Annotated in this window: 15 protein-coding genes and 3 tRNA genes; 5 read left to right on the forward strand and 13 right to left on the reverse strand. The window is 73.5% G+C overall.

Annotated elements, in window-relative coordinates; translation table 11 throughout:
* Nucleotides 1-118: 118 nt before the first annotated feature.
* The 3 genes from ACIQE0_RS06065 to ACIQE0_RS06075 form a co-directional block, all read right to left on the reverse strand.
* A tRNA-Ile gene (locus ACIQE0_RS06065) sits at nucleotides 119-195 on the reverse strand.
* A 178-nt stretch (nucleotides 196-373) separates the two neighbouring features.
* Nucleotides 374-446, reverse strand: a tRNA-Asn gene (locus ACIQE0_RS06070).
* 5 nt (nucleotides 447-451) lie between these two features.
* Nucleotides 452-524 (reverse strand) — tRNA-Asn (locus ACIQE0_RS06075).
* A 214-nt stretch (nucleotides 525-738) separates the two neighbouring features.
* On the opposite strand from ACIQE0_RS06075, the gene ACIQE0_RS06080 reads away from it, so the two are divergent.
* Both ACIQE0_RS06080 and ACIQE0_RS06085 read left to right on the forward strand, forming a co-directional pair.
* On the forward strand, nucleotides 739-1,038 hold the full coding sequence (locus tag ACIQE0_RS06080) for a YtxH domain-containing protein (RefSeq protein WP_366337738.1): 300 nt from the start codon (nucleotides 739-741) through the stop codon (nucleotides 1,036-1,038).
* Between the two features lie 67 nt (nucleotides 1,039-1,105).
* Entirely contained in the window at nucleotides 1,106-2,560 is a 1,455-nt protein-coding gene (locus tag ACIQE0_RS06085; RefSeq protein ID WP_402329413.1) for an FGGY family carbohydrate kinase, read from the forward strand.
* An 18-nt stretch (nucleotides 2,561-2,578) separates the two neighbouring features.
* Here the strand turns inward: ACIQE0_RS06085 and ACIQE0_RS06090 are convergent, their stop codons facing one another.
* From ACIQE0_RS06090 to ACIQE0_RS06120, 7 genes are all read right to left on the reverse strand, one after another.
* Nucleotides 2,579-3,805: an RNA polymerase sigma factor gene (locus ACIQE0_RS06090; protein ID WP_402329820.1), complete on the reverse strand. Its 1,227-nt coding sequence runs from the start codon at nucleotides 3,803-3,805 to the stop codon at nucleotides 2,579-2,581.
* 550 nt (nucleotides 3,806-4,355) lie between these two features.
* Nucleotides 4,356-6,266 carry a DNA primase gene (dnaG, locus tag ACIQE0_RS06095; protein ID WP_366337742.1) on the reverse strand — a complete coding sequence of 637 codons (1,911 nt, stop codon included), beginning with the start codon at nucleotides 6,264-6,266 and terminating at the stop codon, nucleotides 4,356-4,358.
* A 78-nt stretch (nucleotides 6,267-6,344) separates the two neighbouring features.
* Nucleotides 6,345-7,358 (reverse strand): threo-3-hydroxy-L-aspartate ammonia-lyase, encoded by a 1,014-nt coding sequence (locus ACIQE0_RS06100; protein ID WP_366337744.1) that lies wholly within the window; start codon nucleotides 7,356-7,358, stop codon nucleotides 6,345-6,347.
* A 9-nt stretch (nucleotides 7,359-7,367) separates the two neighbouring features.
* Nucleotides 7,368-8,630, reverse strand: coding sequence for an NAD(P)/FAD-dependent oxidoreductase (locus tag ACIQE0_RS06105; protein ID WP_402329416.1), 1,263 nt, complete (start codon nucleotides 8,628-8,630; stop codon nucleotides 7,368-7,370).
* 213 nt (nucleotides 8,631-8,843) lie between these two features.
* Nucleotides 8,844-10,214, reverse strand: coding sequence for a deoxyguanosinetriphosphate triphosphohydrolase (locus ACIQE0_RS06110; protein ID WP_366337748.1), 1,371 nt, complete (start codon nucleotides 10,212-10,214; stop codon nucleotides 8,844-8,846).
* Between the two features lie 186 nt (nucleotides 10,215-10,400).
* Complete coding sequence (locus tag ACIQE0_RS06115; RefSeq protein ID WP_366337750.1) at nucleotides 10,401-11,411, reverse strand: adenosine deaminase; 1,011 nt, start codon at nucleotides 11,409-11,411, stop codon at nucleotides 10,401-10,403.
* A gap of 105 nt (nucleotides 11,412-11,516) precedes the next feature.
* Nucleotides 11,517-11,972, reverse strand: coding sequence for a gamma-glutamylcyclotransferase family protein (locus ACIQE0_RS06120; RefSeq protein WP_402329419.1), 456 nt, complete (start codon nucleotides 11,970-11,972; stop codon nucleotides 11,517-11,519).
* Nucleotides 11,973-12,126: 154 nt separating this feature from the next.
* Here ACIQE0_RS06120 and ACIQE0_RS06125 point away from each other — a divergent pair, with 154 nt between their 5' ends.
* The gene (locus ACIQE0_RS06125; RefSeq protein WP_402329421.1) at nucleotides 12,127-12,819 is read left to right on the forward strand and encodes a vancomycin high temperature exclusion protein; all 693 of its coding nucleotides are present in this window, start codon (nucleotides 12,127-12,129) and stop codon (nucleotides 12,817-12,819) included.
* A gap of 36 nt (nucleotides 12,820-12,855) precedes the next feature.
* On the opposite strand, the gene ACIQE0_RS06130 is transcribed toward ACIQE0_RS06125, so the two are convergent.
* Together ACIQE0_RS06130 and cutA are read right to left on the reverse strand one after the other, a co-directional pair.
* A complete protein-coding gene (locus ACIQE0_RS06130) occupies nucleotides 12,856-13,836 on the reverse strand; it encodes a trypsin-like serine peptidase (RefSeq protein ID WP_402329423.1) in 981 nt (326 codons plus the stop codon).
* Between the two features lies 1 nt (nucleotide 13,837).
* The gene (gene cutA, locus ACIQE0_RS06135; protein WP_384099699.1) at nucleotides 13,838-14,215 is read right to left on the reverse strand and encodes a divalent-cation tolerance protein CutA; all 378 of its coding nucleotides are present in this window, start codon (nucleotides 14,213-14,215) and stop codon (nucleotides 13,838-13,840) included.
* A 320-nt stretch (nucleotides 14,216-14,535) separates the two neighbouring features.
* Between cutA and ACIQE0_RS06140 the strand changes: the two genes are divergently transcribed.
* Nucleotides 14,536-14,901, forward strand: a complete 366-nt coding sequence (locus ACIQE0_RS06140) for a cupin (protein ID WP_402329425.1) — start codon at nucleotides 14,536-14,538, stop codon at nucleotides 14,899-14,901.
* 247 nt (nucleotides 14,902-15,148) lie between these two features.
* Here the strand turns inward: ACIQE0_RS06140 and ACIQE0_RS06145 are convergent, their stop codons facing one another.
* Nucleotides 15,149-15,937 (reverse strand): sulfite exporter TauE/SafE family protein, encoded by a 789-nt coding sequence (locus ACIQE0_RS06145; RefSeq protein ID WP_402329822.1) that lies wholly within the window; start codon nucleotides 15,935-15,937, stop codon nucleotides 15,149-15,151.
* Nucleotides 15,938-16,052: 115 nt separating this feature from the next.
* Here ACIQE0_RS06145 and ACIQE0_RS06150 point away from each other — a divergent pair, with 115 nt between their 5' ends.
* Nucleotides 16,053-16,943 carry an aldo/keto reductase gene (locus tag ACIQE0_RS06150; RefSeq protein WP_402329427.1) on the forward strand — a complete coding sequence of 297 codons (891 nt, stop codon included), beginning with the start codon at nucleotides 16,053-16,055 and terminating at the stop codon, nucleotides 16,941-16,943.
* The last annotated feature ends 1 nt before the right edge of the window (nucleotide 16,944 follow it).

A 16,944-nucleotide genomic window follows, 5' to 3' on the forward strand; every position in this document is an offset into this window, starting at 1 on the left:
GGGGCCGCTCAGCGCGTCCCCCGACCCGTAAAACGCCGGAGAGGGTCGCCACGCCTTGCGCGGCGACCCTCTCCATACGACGTTTCCGCAGGTCAGATCTTTCTTACATGATCTGCCGTGGTGGGGCGGGTGGGACTCGAACCCACGGCCGACGGATTATGAGTCCGCTGCTCTAACCGGCTGAGCTACCGCCCCTCACGGCGCGTCGCGCACATTTGTGCGCGCCGTCTGCCGCAGCATAGCCGCTCATACGATCTGCTGCCCGTGCGGGCTGCCGTCGGGCGACCTTGCACGCCCAAGAGGACTTCGAACAGCCGGGATTCGGTTCCCGGGCACAAGAAAAAGGACCCCTTCCGGGGTCCTCGTTCTTCTGCTCCCCCGACTGGACTCGAACCAGTAACCCTCCGGTTAACAGCCGAATGCTCTGCCAATTGAGCTACAGGGGATTGAGCTCCCCCGACTGGACTCGAACCAGTAACCTGCCGGTTAACAGCCGGCTGCTCTGCCAATTGAGCTACAGGGGATTGCTCTACTTGCCTCGAATGCATCGCTGCCCGGGGCTCCGGACGGCGTGCGCTCGCTGCGACACATACATTAGCGCAAGCAGGGGGGTGCTCCGCCAATCGGTATCGCCACCAGGTCACCGCAGGTGGTTCCGGTACCGGTCGGCAGGTGCCCAGCCCGGCGTCGGTGCCGGCCGGCACCGACGGGATCGAGCGGCAAGGGAAAGGTGGAGCGATGCGCTACCGGCTCACGTTCGTCGCGGGACTGGCGGTGGGATACGTGCTCGGCACCCGGGCCGGGCGGGAGCGGTACGAGCAGCTCCGGAAGGGGGTGCAGCGGATCGCGCAGAACCCCGCGGTGCGGAACACCGCCGAGTCGGCGGCGCTGGGCGGGCGGCAGGTCGCGACGAAGGCGTTCGTGGTGGTGTCCGAGAGGGTCGGGGACCGGCTGCCGGCGCCGGTCGCGGAGCGGGTGCGGGCGCTGCGGGAGCAGCGGGTCAACGACGAGGACGAGTGGGGCACCAGCAATACCTGAGCCCGGGGCCCCGGCGGGCAAGCCCTGACGCCTTCCCCATGGGCGGCATGGGGCATCATCTGGGGCCATGGGGATAGTCGCCGGGTTGGACAGTTCGTCTCAGAGCACCCGCATCGTGGTCTGCAACGCGGACACGGGTGCCGTCATCAGGCAGGGGTACGCGCCGCACCCCGTCGAGAAGGGGCCCGAGGTCGATCCGCAGGCGTGGCTGATGTCACTCGGCGAGGCCGCGGGGAACGGGCTGCTGGAGGGCGTCCAGGCCATCGGCGTCTCGGCGCAGCAGCACGGGCTGGTGGCGCTGGACGCCGAGGGGAATCCGGTGCGGCCGGCGCTGGTGGGCAACGACCGGCGGGCGCAGAGCGCGGCGGCGGACCTGATGGACGCGCTGGGCGGGCGGGCCGCGTGGGCGGAGGCCGTGGGGGCGGTGCCGCAGGCGCAGCACCTGGTGACCAAGATGCGGTGGCTGGTGCGCAACGAGCCGGCGCAGGCGGCGCGGATCGCCGAGGTCATGCAGCCGCACGACTGGCTGGCGTGGCAGTTGCTGGGGCGGCCGGCGCGGCGGACCACGGACCGGGGCGGGGCCTCGGCGACCGGCTTCTGGTCGGCGGCGACCGGCGCGTACCGACCGGATCTGGTGGAGCTGGCGCTGGGGCACCAGGTGCGGCTGCCGGAGGTGCTGGGGCCGTCGGGGACGGCGGGGTTCACACCGGAGGGGCTGCTGATCTCGGCGGGGACCGGCGAGACGATGGCCGCGGCGTTCGGACTGGGCGTCGGGGTGGGCGACGCGGTGGTGTCGCTGGGGGCCTCGGGGTCGGTGTTCGCGATCCACGAGGAGGCGCTGGTGGACCCCACGGGGACGATCACCTCCTTCGCGGACGCGACCGGGCGGCATCTGCCGGTGGTGCACACCACCAACGCGGTGCGGGTGCTGCGCGGGGCCGCGGAGATGCTGGGGACGGATCTGGCGGGGCTCTCGGAGCTGGCGCTGAAGTCGTCGCCGGGCGCGTACGGGATGGTGCTGCTGCCGTACCTGGAGGGCGAGCGGACGCCTCATCTGCCGCACACCGCCGGGTCGTTGCACGGGATGCGGCGGGAGAGCATGAAGCCGGAGCATCTGGCGCGGGCGGCCGTGGAGGGCATGCTGTGCGGGCTCGCGGACGCGCTGGAGGTGCTGCGCAGCCGGGGCGTCATGGTGCGCCGGGTGTTCCTGCTGGGGGCGGCGGCGGAGCTGGGTGCAGTCCAGGCGGCCGCGCCGGGGCTCTTCGGGGCGCAGGTCGTGGTGCCGCAGCCGGCCGAGTATGCGGCGCTGGGCGCGGCCCGGCAGGCGGCGTGGGCGTGGCAGGTGGCGCACGGCACGGCCGGCGACGGCGGTGCGGGGCAGCCGGAGCCGCCGCGGTGGCCGGCGGCGGCGAGCCAGGTCTTCGAGCCGGGTGACGAGCTGCCGGTGTGGCAGGCCGTGCGGCAGCAGTACACGGCGGTGCGGGACGAGGCCCACCCGGGGGCGTTCCAGCGGGAGGGGTGAACTGCGGGGCGCCCCGGGTCAGTCGAGGTAGCCGCGGAGCTGGTCGGCGAAGGCGTGGTCGCGGAGTTTGCCGAGGGTCTTGGATTCGATCTGGCGGATGCGTTCGCGGGTGACGCCGAAGATCCGGCCGATCTCCTCCAGGGTGCGGGGGCGGCCGTCGGTGAGCCCGTAGCGGAGCTGGACGACCTTGCGTTCGCGTTCGGCGAGGGTGGAGAGGACCGCGTCGAGGTGTTCGCGGAGCAGCAGGAACGCGGCGGACTCCACGGGTGAGGCGGCGTCGCCGTCCTCGATGAGGTCGCCGAGGGCGACGTCGTCCTCCTCGCCGACGGGGGCGTGCAGGGAGACCGGTTCCCGGGCCAGCCGCAGGACGTCGGTGACGCGTTCGGGAGTGAGGCCGAGGTGGGCGGCGACCTCTTCGGGGGTGGGTTCGCAGCCGCGTTCCTGGAGCATCCGGCGTTGGACGCGGACGACGCGGTTGATCAGTTCCACGACGTGGACGGGGACGCGGATGGTGCGGGCCTGGTCGGCCAGTGCGCGGGACATGGCCTGGCGGATCCACCAGGTCGCGTAGGTGGAGAACTTGTAGCCGCGGGCGTAGTCGAACTTCTCGACGGCGCGGATCAGGCCGAGGTTGCCCTCCTGGACGAGGTCGAGCATGGTCAGGCCGCGGCCGACGTAGCGCTTGGCGACGGAGACCACCAGCCGCAGGTTGGACTCGATCAGGCGGCGTTTGGCGATCCGGCCGCGGACGACCAACGTGTCGAGGTCGTGGGCGAGTTGGGAGTCGAGGTCGGGGGTGCAGGTGAGCTTCTCCTCGGCGAACAGGCCGGCCTCGACGCGGCGGGCCAGTTCGACCTCCTCGGCGGCGGTGAGCAGGGGGATCCGGCCGATTTCGCGGAGGTACTGGCGGAAGAGGTCGGAGGAGGGGCTGCCGGGGTCGGGGCGGGGGGTGGTCCTGGTGGGACCGGCGGTGTCGGTGAGGTCCTCGGTGTCGGTGGGGTCCGCAGTGTCGGTGGTGCCCGTGCTGTCCTCAGTGCCCGCGGTGTCCGTGGCCTCCGGTGGGGCGGGGGGGTCGGGCGGTTCCGGGGCCTCCTCGGCGAGGAGTTCGACGGCGGGCGGTTCGGCCTGCTGCGGCACCGTGGCCGGGACGGCCAGGAGGCCGGTATCGGGTGGGGCGGCCGGGGCGCCGCCGGCAGGTGCGGCGGAGAGGGTCCGGGTCTGCACGGGGGCGACCTCCAGGGTGATCGCGGCTGGGGCGGCACGAGGACCGGGGCGGAGGGGCGACCGGGCCGCCCGCGTCCGCCCGTCGTCGTCACGAGGGGCTGCGCGGGGGCTCACGGCCCGCGCGGTGGGGCGTGCGGGCGGATGCGCCGCGCTCCGGGGACGTCAGGCACCGCTCCTCAGTGTGGAGTACGACACGTGGCCGCACGAGGGGCGTGCGGGCACTTTCTGAGTCCGGTCCGTGACCGTGCCGCTACCCGGAGGTGCCGACCGGGGGCGGAGGGATGCGCGGGGCGGGCGGGACGGGCGGTGCGGGCGGGCCGGAGCACACCGACCGGCTCCGCGACCTGCCGTCACACGCTCGTCGTCGGCCCGGAGGGCGGGCCGGGCGGGGTCCGGTGCGGCGGGGTGCGGGCCGGACCGTGCGACGCCGCGGAGCTCCGTCAGAAGCGCCCTAGTGCCGCAACAGGCGACGTTCGCCCCGTCGCGACGCCCGGCACGCGCCCTCGCCGCACCGGCCGAAAGCACGCACCGGACGCCGCTCCTCGACGGGCAAACGTTGCCCGCCGCGGCACTACAGGGCCGCGGCGCCGCGTTGGCGGAGGGTCTGGCCGTACTGCTGGAGGACCCAGGCCTCCTTGTGGACGGCGGCCGCGCCCTCGTGGTCGCCCTGGAACTCGCAGCGGCGGGCGGCGCCCTCCAGGCTGGCGATGCGGGCGTCCACGGCGGCGATGCGGACGCGCACCAACTGCTCGCCCGCGTAGGCCGGATCGGGGTCGCGGCGGGTGAGCAGGGGCTCCACGGACAGCTCGGTGAGCAGGGAGCGGAGGGTGTCGTCGGGGGCGGCGTTCAGGACGCGGGCGGTGTAGTCGGCGTCGGCGGCGCTCACCCCGCCGGCCTCCTGGATGCACTGGCGGACCATGGCATAAGGGGGCGCGGTGAATTCGTCGGCACCGTAGGCGTCGAAGGTGGGCGCCACCAGGTCGGGGCGCTGGAGGGCGAGCTTGAGCAGTTCGCGCTCGACCATGCGGGCGGGGCTGCGGAGGTTGAGGGCCGGGCCGCGCTGCTGGGGGGCGGTGGGTGCGGGCGCGGCGCGGCCGGCGGCACCGCGCCCGGCGGTGCGGGCCGCGCCCTGCGGTGCCCGGTCGTCGCGGCTGCGGGCCAGACCGCGCACCCGGCGGACGATGGCCTGCTCCTCGGACTGGCTGGTGATGCCGACCAGGCCGACGAGGCGGATGGCGTAGCGGTCGCGCAGGCCGCGGTCCTTGATGGCGGCGACGACCGGGACGGCCTCCTCGACGGCGGCGATGCGCCCTTCCTCGGTGTCGAGGTTGTAGCGGGAGACGATGGAGCGCAGGGCGAAGGCGAAGAGCGGGGTGCGGGACTCGACGAGGGTGGCGACGGCCTGGTCGCCCTTGGCCAGCCGCAGGTCGCAGGGGTCCATACCGCCCGGGGAGATCGCGATGGAGGTCTCGGCGGCGAACTTCTGGTCGTCCTCGAAGGCGCGCAGGGCGGCCTTCTGGCCCGCGGCGTCGCCGTCGAAGGTGAATACCACCTCGGAGCCGGAGTTGTCCATCAGCAGCCGGCGGAGGATCTTGATGTGGCCCTCGCCGAAGGCGGTGCCGCAGGTGGCGATGGCGGTGGTGACGCCGGCGAGATGGCAGGCCATGACGTCGGTGTAGCCCTCGACGACGACCGCGCGGTTGGTCTTGGCGATCTCCTTCTTGGCGAGGTCGATGCCGTACAGGACCTGGGACTTGCGGTAGAGCGGGGTCTCGGGGGTGTTGAGGTACTTGGGGCCGTTGTCGTCGTCGCGGAGCTTGCGGGCGCCGAAGCCGACGACCTCACCGGAGATGTCGCGGATCGGCCACATCAGGCGGCCGCGGAAGCGGTCGATGGGGCCGCGGCGGCCTTCCTGGGAGAGGCCGGAGAGGACCAGTTCCTTGTCGCTGAAGCCGCGGCCGCGCAGGAAGCGGGTGAGGTGGTCCCAGCCGGCGGGGCTGTAGCCGATGCTGAAGTGCCCGGCGGCGTCCTGGTCGAAGCCGCGCTCGGCGAGGAACCTCCGGGCGATCTCCGCCTCGGGGCTGTCCAGCTGCTCGGTGTAGTACTGGGCGGCGACCTTGTGGGCCTCGACGAGGCGGGTGCGCTCGCCCTGCTGGCGGCCGGGGGTGTAGCCGCCCTCCTCGTAGCGGAGGGTGATGCCGGCCTGGGCGGCGAGGCGCTCGATGGTCTCGGCGAAGGAGAGGTGGTCGATCTTCATGACGAAGTCGACGGTGTCGCCGCCCTCCTGGCAGCCGAAGCAGTGGTAGAGCCCCTTGGCGGGGCTCACGTGGAAGGAGGGGGACTTCTCGTCGTGGAAGGGGCACAGGCCCTTGAGATTGCCCCCGCCGGCGTTGCGGAGCTGGAGGTACTCGGACACGACGGCGTCGATCGGGACCGCGTCCCGCACCGCCTTCACATCGTCATCGTTGATCCTGCCTGCCACGGGTGAATTCTACGGCCGGGGTACGACAGTCCCGGCGGGCCAGGGTCCGCAGCGGACCGCCGGGAGCGGTGGGGCGGCTCAGCCGAGCAGTTCCCGGAAGCGTTCCAGGCCGATGTTGCCGCCGGAGACGAGCACGCCGGTGCGGGCCGGGGGAGCCGCAAGGCGGCCGGCGAGCAGGGCGGCGAGGGCGGTGGCGCCGCTGGGCTCGACGACGATCTTGAGGCGTTCGAAGGCGAAGGCCATGGCGGCGCGGATCTCGTCGTCGGTGACCAGGACCACGGAGTCGACCAGCCGCTGGTTGATCGGGAAGGTCAGCTCGCCCGGGATGTCGGCGGCCTGTCCGTCGGCGATGGTGCGGGGCACCGGGACGGCGACCCGGTGGCCGGCGGCCAGGGAGCGGCGGGTGTCGTCGCCGGCCTCGGGTTCGACGCCGATCATGCGGATGCCGGGGACCAGGGCGGTGGCGGCGGTGGCGCAGCCGGCCATCAGCCCGCCGCCCCCGACGGGTACGAGGAGGGCGTCGAGCGGGCCGGTCTCCTCGATGAGCTCCAGGGCGGCGGTGCCCTGTCCGGCGATGACGTGCGGGTGGTCGTAGGGGGGCACCAGGGCCAGGCCGCGCTCCTGGGCGATGCGGCGGCCGATGGCGACGCGGTCCTGGGTGTAGCGGTCGTAGGTGACGATCTCGGCGCCGTAGCCCGCGGTGGCGTCCCGTTTGGCGCGGGGGGCGTCCTCGGGCATCACGATGACGGCGCGGGTGCCGCATTCGCGAGCGGCGAGGGCGACGGCCTGGGCGTGGTTGCCGGAGGAGTAGGCGACGACCCCGCGGGCCCGTTCCTCGGGGGTCAGGCGGGAGAGCGCGTGGTAGGCGCCGCGGAACTTGAAGGCGCCGACGCGCTGGAAGTTCTCGCACTTGAGGAACGCCTGGGTGCCGGTGCGCGCGTCGAGGGTGCGGGAGCGCAGTACCGGGGTGCGGTGGGCCACGCCCGCCAGCCGCCGGGCGGCGTCCCGGACGTCGTCGAAGGTGACGGCCGGGACGCCGGTGCCGGCCTCCGGACGGTCGCTGCCGGCGGTGCGGGTGGGCCCTTCGGTCATACGGGCACGTTACGTGAGGAGATCGGCAAGCGGAATGGTGGGATCAGCCAGCTTTGCGGGGGCCGGCGCGGCGCCGGAGCGGATGAGCTGCTGGACGTGCTCGGCGACGTCCCAGACGTTGACGTTCATGCCAGCCAGGACCCGTCCCTGGCCGAGCCAGAAGGCGATGAACTCGCGCTTGCCGACGTCGCCGCGGCAGACGACCTGGTCGTAGGAGCCGGGCGGGGCGTAGCCGGAGTACTCCATGCCGAGGTCGTACTGGTCGGAGAAGAAGTACGGGACGCGGTCGTAGCTGATGTCCTGGCCGAGCATGGCGCGGGCGGCCGCCGGGCCGCCGTTGAGGGCGTTGGCCCAGTGCTCGACGCGCAGCCGGGTGTCCAACAGGGGGTGGTCGGCGGCGGCCACGTCGCCGGCGGCGTGGATGTACGGGTCGGAGGTGCGCAGTGCGGCGTCGACGGCGATGCCGCCGCCGTCGGCGCGGGCGACGACCGCGAGGCCGGCCTGTTCGGCGAGGGCGGTGCGGGGGGCGGCGCCGATGGCGGCGAGCACGTCGTGGGCGGGGTGCTCCTCGCCGTCGTCGGTGCGGACCGAGACCACCATGCCGTCCCGGCCGACGATCTCGGTCAGGCGCGCGCCGAAGTGGAAGCGGACGCCGTGCTCGCGGTGCAGATCGGTGAAGAGGGCGCCGAGCTCGGGCCCGAGGATGCCGTGCAGGGGGGCCGGCTGGGGTTCGACGATGGTGACCTCGGCGCCGTAGGAGCGGGCCGCGGCGGCGACTTCGAGGCCGATCCAGCCGGCGCCGGCGATGACCAGGTGGCCCTTCTCCCTGCCCAGGGAGGCCAGGACGCCGCGCAGCCGCTCGGCGTGGGCGAGGCGGCGGAGGTGGTGCACGCCGGCCAGACCGGTGCCGGGGATGTCCAGGCGGCGGGGTTCGGCGCCGGTGGCCAGCAGCAGCTTGTCGTAGGCGATGAGGGTGCCGTCGCCCAGGCGGACGGTGCGGGCCGCGGGGTCCAACTGGACGGCGGGCTGGCCCAGATGGAGCTCGATCCGGGCCTGGGCGTAGAAGCCCGGTTCATGGACGAAGACGCTGTCCCGCGCGTCCTTGCCGAGCAGGTACCCCTTGGAGAGCGGGGGCCGCTCGTAGGGGTGGTCGCGCTCGTCACAGATGAGGATCACCCGGCCGGTGAAGCCTTCCGCGCGCAGCGTCTCCGCCGCCTTGGCTCCGGCCAGGCCACCCCCGACGATGACGAACGTCTGGTGTGCGTCGACCACTTGCTTCCTCCTCGTTGCGGTGCCGTACGTCCGCGTCCGCGTCCGTTGACGCCCCCGTTTGCTGCCCCCGTTGTCGCTGCCCCCCGTTTCCTCTCGCTCCCTTGATGCGCGCGGCCGTTTCCGGGTTCCCGTGCGCCGGTGCGGGGACGAGCGTCCCGCACGGAGCGTGAGGGGGGAAGAGGGGCTACCCCCCTAGGGTCACCCTGGGTTGCCCTAACCGTTACCAGGGGGACGTGTCAGACGGGCGTGAAGATTACGCGCGGAAGCGTCCGTAAGGGCGGCGATCTGGTCGATCACGGCGCGCATCCGGGCGGTGTCGTCGGCGGCCGCGTCGAACAGTGAACGGAACTGCGGATCAAGGCCGTCGGGGGCGCGGGCGAGCAGCGCCTCGGCGAGTTCGGCGAGGACCACGCGCTGGTCGGCGCGGAGTGCTTCCTGGTCCGGGCGCTGTATGACGTAGCGGTCGGCGACGGCCTTGAGAACGGCGCATTCCAGCCGGGTTTCGGCCGGAACCACCAGCTCCGCCCCGTACCGGGTGAGCCGTCCGGCGCCTCCCCCGGGGCCCGCGCCTTCCCCGAAGTGCCCCCATCGGGCCCGGGTGGCGCCCTCGGCGGCCAGGCAGAAGCGGCCGATGAGCTGGCTGGTGGCGTCCTTGAGGCGGGCCTGGGCGAGCGCGGTGCCGTCGTAGCCGTGCGGCCACCACTCCTGCTCCAGGAGGCGGTCCAGCGCGGCGGCCAGCGCGGCCTCGTCGGCGCCGGGGGCGTAGCGCCCCGCGGCGAGGGCGAAGATCTCGGCGCGCTCGGGGTCGGCGAGCAGGACGTTGGGGTCCAGGTGGCCGGCGTGCAGTCCGTCCTCGACGTCGTGCACCGAGTAGGCGACGTCGTCGGACCAGTCCATGACCTGCGCCTCGAAGCTGCGGGCGGCGCCCGGGGCGCCCTGCCGGAACCATGCGAACACCGGCAGGTCGTCGGCGTAGACGCCGAACTTCGGGTTGTCCGGCCCGTCGGGGTGCCCGCCGCGCGGCCAGGGGTACTTGGTGGCGGCGTCCAACGCGGCGCGGGTGAGGTTGAGGCCGACGCTGACGGGGGCGCCGCCGTCCGGGGCGGGCACGAACCGCTTGGGCTCCAGCCGGGCCAGCAGCCGGAGCGACTGGGCGTTGCCCTCGAAGCCGCCGCAGGGCGCGGCGACCTCGTTGAGGGCCTGTTCGCCGTTGTGCCCGAAGGGTGGGTGGCCGAGGTCGTGCGCCAGGCACGCGGCCTCGACGAGGTCCGGGTCGCAGCCGAGGGCGGCGCCCAGTTCGCGGCCCACCTGGGCGCACTCCAGGGAGTGCGTCAGCCGGGTACGCGGGCTGGCGTCCCATGCCTGGGTGGCGCTGCCGGGGGTGACGACCTGGGTCTTGCCGGCGAGGCGGCGCAGCGCGGCGGAGTGCAGGACCCGGGCGCGGTCGCGCTGGAAGGCGGTGCGTCCGGGGCGCTTGTCCGGCTCGGGGACCCAGCGTTCGGCGTCCGCCGCGGTGTAGCCGGGAAGCTCCGCGTGCGCGTCATGGCCTTCGCCGGGAGGGGTGGCCGGTGTTGTGCCCGTCATACAGCGACCGTAGCCCCCCGGTGCCATCGGTGCCGGATCCGGTACGCACGCGGAGCACTTGGGCATCGCGGAGCAATACGGGACGGGATGGTGCGAGTGGCCCCCTGGGGCAGGGACGGGCGTGGTCTTCGGGGGGGCGACGTCCTGGGGCCGCGCCGGGTGGCGGCGGCCCCAGGGGCGTACGGGTCAGTGCGCGTCGAGTTCCTTCAGGTACGCGGCGCGGGTCTCGTCGTCCAGGAAGGACGCCAGGAAGGAGTTGCGGGCGAGCGTCCGCAGCGTCTCCTCGTCCAGGCCGAGGGCGTCCCGCACGGCGGTGAAGTTGTCGTCGGCGTAGCCGCCGAAATAGGCGGGGTCGTCGGAGTTGACGGTCACCAGCAGCCCGGCGTCGAGCATCGCGGGCAGCGGGTGGTCGGCCAGATCGTCGACCACCCGGAGCCGGACGTTGGAGAGCGGGCACACGGTGAGCGGGATCCGGTCGGCCGCCATACGGGCGACCAGGCGCTCGTCCTCCATGCAGCGCACCCCGTGGTCGACCCGGTCCACCCCGAGGAGGTCCAGGGCCTCCCAGACGTAGGACGCGGGGCCCTCCTCGCCGGCGTGGGCCACGCACTTGAGGCCGGCCTCCCGGGCGAGCGCGAAGACCTCCTGGAACTTCGACGGCGGGTGGCCGACCTCGGCGGAGTCCAGGCCGACGGCGGTGATCCGGTCCAGGTAGGGGCGGGCCGCCTCGAAGGTCTCCAGGGCCGAGTCGGCGCTCTCGTCGCGCAGGAAGCACATGATCAGCCGGGTGGTGATGCCGTAGGTCTCCGGGGCGGCGTCCAGCGCCCGGGACAGGCCGCGGATGACCGTCCCGATGGGGACGCCGCGGGAGGTGTGCGCCTGAGGGTCGAAGAAGATCTCGGCGTGCCGTACGCCCTGCTCCTTGGCGCGGGCCAGGTAGGCGTGCGCCAGGTCGGCGAAGTCGTCCTCGGTGCGGAGCACCTCCATCAGCGCGTAGTAGAGGTTGAGGAACGACTGGAGGTCGGCGAAGGAGTAGGCGCGGCGCAGCTCGTCCTCGGTGGCGTAGGGCAGCGTGACGCCGTTGCGGGCGGCGAGCGCGAAGGCCAGGCCGGGCTCCAGGGTGCCCTCGATGTGGAGGTGCAGTTCGGCCTTGGGGAGGGGGCGGTGGGCGGCGGTGCTCGGGGGGCTGGAGGGCACGGGGTCACACCTGTTCTGCTGTGCTGCGGGCGGGGTTCCTTCGGTCGCGCGGAGCGCTGCGCGCCCCTATGGGGACGCATCGCCCGTACGGGACGAGTCGCCAGGTTATCCGGGGGACTTCGGGGCGGCGCGGCCGGTCCAGCGGCCGCCGGCGAGCGGGGTGCCGGTGGCGCGCAGGCGGCCGGCGAGCGGCTCGGCGGCCAGATAGACCCAGGCCCGTACGGTCCTGCCGTCGGCGCGGGCCGCCTCGGTGGCCACCCGTTCGTAGAGGTTCCCGGCGCCCGCCGGCGTGCCCGGGGTGTAGCCCTCCAGGTGGTCCAGCAGGGCCCGGACGGCGTCGTAGTCGGCGGCGCGGGGGTGGACCAGTACGCCGTGCACCACGGCGTCGGCGGGCCCGGCCGTGGCGTAGGGGTAGCCGGGGCCCTCGTAGAGCAGGGTGCCGGCTATCCGGGCCGGTTCCTCGGCGGCGGTCCGGCCGCGCAGGGTGCGGGCGTAGTTGGCCTCGCCGGGACGCAGCGTCCCGTAGACGAAGAACGGCAGGCGCTCGGCCTCGGTGGTCATCGTGGGCCCTCCACGGGCGGTGTGCGGTGAGGTTGCCGACGGTGCTTCCCCGCCCTCACTGCAACCATGCCAGCCCGCCGGCACGTCGGAGCTTGCGAGATCGATCACGTGGGCGGTCCCGGCGCGCCGAGCGCCGGGGAGACGGGGGCAGGGCATGCGCGGGCTGCGGGCAGGGCTGGGGTGGATACGGCGCATACGGCTGCCGCGGACCCGGCGCGGGCAGCGCCGCGCGTTCCAGGCGGTGGTGGCGCTGTCGGCGCTCGGGCTGCTGCCGGCGACCTGTCTGAACGCCACCGCCGGCCCGCGCGTCCGTACGGTCGCCGACGTCCCGGCCGCCCCGGTGGCGGTGGTGTTCGGCGCCGGCCTGTGGAACGGCGAACCGTCGCCGTACCTGGCCCACCGGCTGGACGCCGCGGTCCGGGTCTACCGGGCCGGCACGGTCCGCGCCGTCCTGGTCACCGGCGACAACAGCCGCGAGGACTACGACGAGCCGGACGCGATGCGCGGCTATCTGGAGCGGCACGGCATCCCGTCCCGGAAGATCGTCAGCGACTATGCGGGCTTCGACACCTGGGACTCCTGTACCCGCGCCCACCGCGTCTTCGGGGTGGACCGGGCAGTGCTGGTCAGCCAGGGGTTCCACATCCGGCGGGCGCTGGCGCTGTGTTCGGCCGCCGGGATCGACGCGTACGGCGTCGGGGTCGCCGCCACGCACGATGTGACCTGGGCGTACGGCGGGGTGCGGGAGATCTTCGCGGCGGGCAAGGCGACCGCGGAGGCGGTGCTGCGGCCCGATCCGCACTTCCTCGGCCCCAAGGAGAAGGGCCTGGCGGAGGCGCTCCGTTAGCGCACCTCCGCCAGGCCCTCCCGGGTGGCGCGACGGCTAGTCGCCGGCCTCGCTGCCGCTTTGGGCCTTGGTGGCGCGGCCGTAGAGGCTGAGGATCTCCTTGCCGAAGTACGGGCTGTAGGAGGTGCGGTCGCTGTGCGGGCCGCTGGGGCCGCCGCCGTTGACGCCGCCGATGACGCCGATGACCCGGCCGGTCCGGGTGTGCGGGTCGTAGCCCATGAGCCAGGGACTGCCCGAGGTGCCGCCGTAGAACCCGTTGCACTCCATGCGGAGTTGGCGGGTGCCCTCCAGGCGCCGGGTGGTGGTCGCGCAGCGCACGGCCTGGTCGGCGGGGTCGTGGTGGACGTTGGGGTAGCCGATGACCCTGACCTGGTTGCGGTAACCGGGCGTCGCCGTCAGGACGTTGCCGCCGGTGACGTCCTCGATGCGGCGGCCGCTGTCGTCCGGGGCGACGGTGGCGAAGGCGAAGTCGAGGTCGGCGCCGTCCCCGCTGGTGCTGCGGTCGGAGTAGGCGTAGCTGTCCTCGATGGCCCACACCCCGTGGGGCTGGTCGTCCTGGCCCGACTGGTACTGGGGGACGAACGCGGCGCGCGCTCCCGGGTTGCAGTGCCCGGCGGTGAGGATCAGGTTGCCGCGCGGGCTGTGCACCACGCTGGCGGTGCAGTGGTGCTCGCGGGCCTCGCCGTCGACGGAGAACAGCACGCCGACGGACGGGATGCCGTCGAAGTGCTCGGCGGTCGGGGCCTGTTGGGCGGCCGCGGCGGCTACGGCGGGGCCGTGTTCGAGCGGGGCGGCCTGGGCCATCCGCCGCGGTGTCCAGAAGGCCGCGGCGTCCTTGTTGGTCCAGGTGGCGTGGGGGCCGGACTCCTGGCTGTGGGTGGACTGGACGCCGGAGGTCCCGGGGTCGGCCTCGGCCGCGTGCGCCACCGGGGAGGTGGCCAGGCCGATGGCCATACCGAGGGCGAGGGTGACCGCCCTCCCCCGTGGACGCGGCAGGAACTGCGCTCTCCTCGGCACGTCAGCTCGTCTCCTTAGCTACCCAGGCGAGATACCCGGCACCCCCGTGGGTGACCGGGGTGGCGATGATCTCGGGGGTCTCGTAGTCGTGGGCGTCGAGGAGATACGCCTCCAGGGCCGCGTAGCGCGTGCTCGCCGTCTTGAACAGCACCTGCCATTCCTGGTTGGTCTCCACGGCGTCGTTCCAACGGAACACCGAGGTGACCGGCGCGCTGATCTGGGCGCAGGCGGCAAGCCGTCCCTCGATGGCACCGTGCGCAAGCCCTTCGGCCTTCTGCGCGCTGTCGGTGGTGGTCATGACGGTCAGGAACCGTGCCGGAGGTCCGGCCGGGTCGGGCGGGGCGGCGGAGGGTTCGTTCAGGGCGGTGGGATCGACCACGGTTGCACCCTTCGCGTTCGAAGTGGGGGGAATGCTGGATCGCACGATCAGGTCTCCTGGCCGGATGGATCTCCGGCCTGTCGATCTTTCAATCTTTCGATCAAGGGATCGTCTCGCATCGTACGGACCGCGATGATCCACTGGCACCCGGCGGGCCGCCGCCCACGGGCAAGCACCCGGACGCCCCATCGGGGTGCGGACCCGCCGCGGCCGCCGCGCGGTGCCCCGGTTGCGCCGGGCGGGGCGCGGACAACGATGGAGGGGGGAGCCCCGCTGCCGACCCGGCCCGGAGGCCGGTCCGCACCCGAAAGGCGAGCGCCATGGTGAACCTCGAAACCCTCGTCCGCGACCGGCTCGACGACGCCAGGGCCGCCGCCCACGGACGCAGCGCCCATCTCGTCGTGCACGACGGCCCGCTGCGGCAGACCGTGATCGCGCTGCTGGCCGACACCATGCTGGACGAGCACAACGCGCCGCCGGCGGCCAGCCTCCAGGTGCTGCGCGGCCGGGTCCGGCTGACCGGGCCGGGCGGCGGCCAGGAACTGACCGCCGGTCAGATCGAGGCGATCCCGCACGCGCGGCACGGGCTGCGCGCGCTGGAGGACGCGGTGGTGCTGCTGACGGCCGTGACGGAAGTCCGCGAACCGGCGCCGGGGGGCGCGGCGCGCGAGGCGGTCCACACCTGACGGACGGCGGCCGTGCCGTGCGGAGATTCCCCCTCTCAACTCTTCACATTTTTATGAATGTTCCGTACCATCGAATCACGGACAGTCCCAGTCGACGATCGAAGACCCGCCCTCGGTGCGGTTGATCAGGGCGAGGTCGCCCCTCACCCCGATCCGCTCCCCGACCCCGACCCGACTCCGAACTCGATCAACCGCCGCTCCCGGCCGAGCGGTTGCCCGGCTCACCGCCCCACCCCGCCGCCTCCGCTCAGGCGGCGAACCACTGGTCGTACGCCAGCTTGCAGAGGAGGACGATGACGACGACGACGAGGACACCGCGGACGAATCCGGCGCCCCGCTTCAGGGCCATCCTGGCGCCGACGGTCCCGCCGACGAGGTTGAACAGCGCCAGCAGCGCCCCGAGTTGCCACAGCACCGTGCCCTGGAGGGCGAACATCGTCAGTGCGCCGACGTTGGTGCAGACGTTGACGACCTTGGCGGTGGCGGACGAGGCGACCAGGTCCATATGCAGCACGGCGGCGAGCGCGATGACGAGGAAGGCGCCGGTGCCGGGGCCGATCAGGCCGTCGTAGAAGCCGATCCCCAGGCCCGCGATCAGGATGGCCGCCAGCATCCGCTGCCGGGAGACGGGGCCCGTCGGCGCCGGGGCGGTCCCGAAGGCCGGGCGGACGAGGATGAAGACGAGCACGCCCAGCAACACGGCCATGATCAGCGGGCGGAGCACCTCGCTGTTGATGCCGGCCGCGAAGAACGCCCCGCCCAACGAGCCGGCGACCGCCGCGGCACCGATGCGCAGCGCCGTGCGGACATCGATGGGTGTCTTGCGGACGTAGGTGACGGCGGCCGCGGTGGTGCCCACGATGGCGGTGGACTTGTTGGTTCCGAGGACGAACGCGGTGGGGGTGTGCGGAAGGCCCACCAGCAGGGCCGGGAGCAGCAGCAGGCCGCCACCGCCGACCACCGCGTCGATCCATCCCGCGGCGAGGGCGGCCAGGCAGAGCAGGGCGAGGGTGAACAGCGATATGTCAGGCACCAGGTGATCTTATGGAGGTGGTGCGGATGCGGTCCGGTGATCTTCGGTATCCAAAGGGCCCCGCGCAGGGGCCCTCCGGCCCCGACCCGTCGGACGGGCCCCAACTAAGCTCCCCGGCATGGATACGCGGATGCCTTTCCTCCTCGGGGGGACGTTGCCGGTGCGGCGGCTGGGGTTCGGGACCGGGGGCCTGGTCGGCCCCGGGTACTGGGGGCCGCGGCACGAGGACCCCGAGCGGTCCGTGGCGCTGCTGCGGCGGGCCGTCGAGCGCGGCGTCACGCTGATCGACACCGCCGACAACTACGGCCCGGACGTGGCCGAGGAGTTGGTGGCCACCGCCCTGCACCCGTATCCGGACGGGCTGGTGATCGCCACGAAGGGCGGCGTGGTCCGCACCGGCCCGGACGTCTGGCATATCGCCGGCCGCCCGGAGCAGCTGCGCGCCATGTGCGACGCGAGCCTGCGGCGCCTGCGGACGGACGCCATCGACCTCTACCAACTCCACCGCCTGGACCCCGACGTCCCGATGGCCGACCAGTTGGGCGCCCTGCGGGAGCTCCAACAGGCCGGAAAGATCCGCCACATCGGCCTGGACAGCATCAGCGCCGCGGAGCTGGCGCGGGCCCGCGAGCTGGCCCCGATCGCCTCCGTCCAGAACCGCTACAACCTGCTGGACCGCGCCTCCGAGGAGGTACTGAAGCTGTGCGAGCGGACCGGGACGGCGTTCCTGCCGTGGTTCCCGCTGGGCAACGGGTCGCTTACGGGCGGCGGGGCCGCGGACGGCTCCGCGGACCCCGCCGCGGCCACGCTGACCGCGATCGCCGCGACGCACGACGCGACGCCCGGCCAGATCGCCCTGGCCTGGTTGCTCCACCACTCCCCCGCCCTGCTCCCGACCCCCGGCACCGGCTCCCCCGCCCACCTCGACGAGAACCTCGCGGCGGCCCACATCTGCCTCACGGACGAGGAGTTCGCGCGGCTCGACGCACTGGCGGCAGGCTCGGCATAGC

The sequence above is a fragment of the Streptomyces sp. NPDC093097 genome, from assembly GCF_044754325.1.
Classification (GTDB): Bacteria; Actinomycetota; Actinomycetes; order Streptomycetales; family Streptomycetaceae; genus Streptomyces.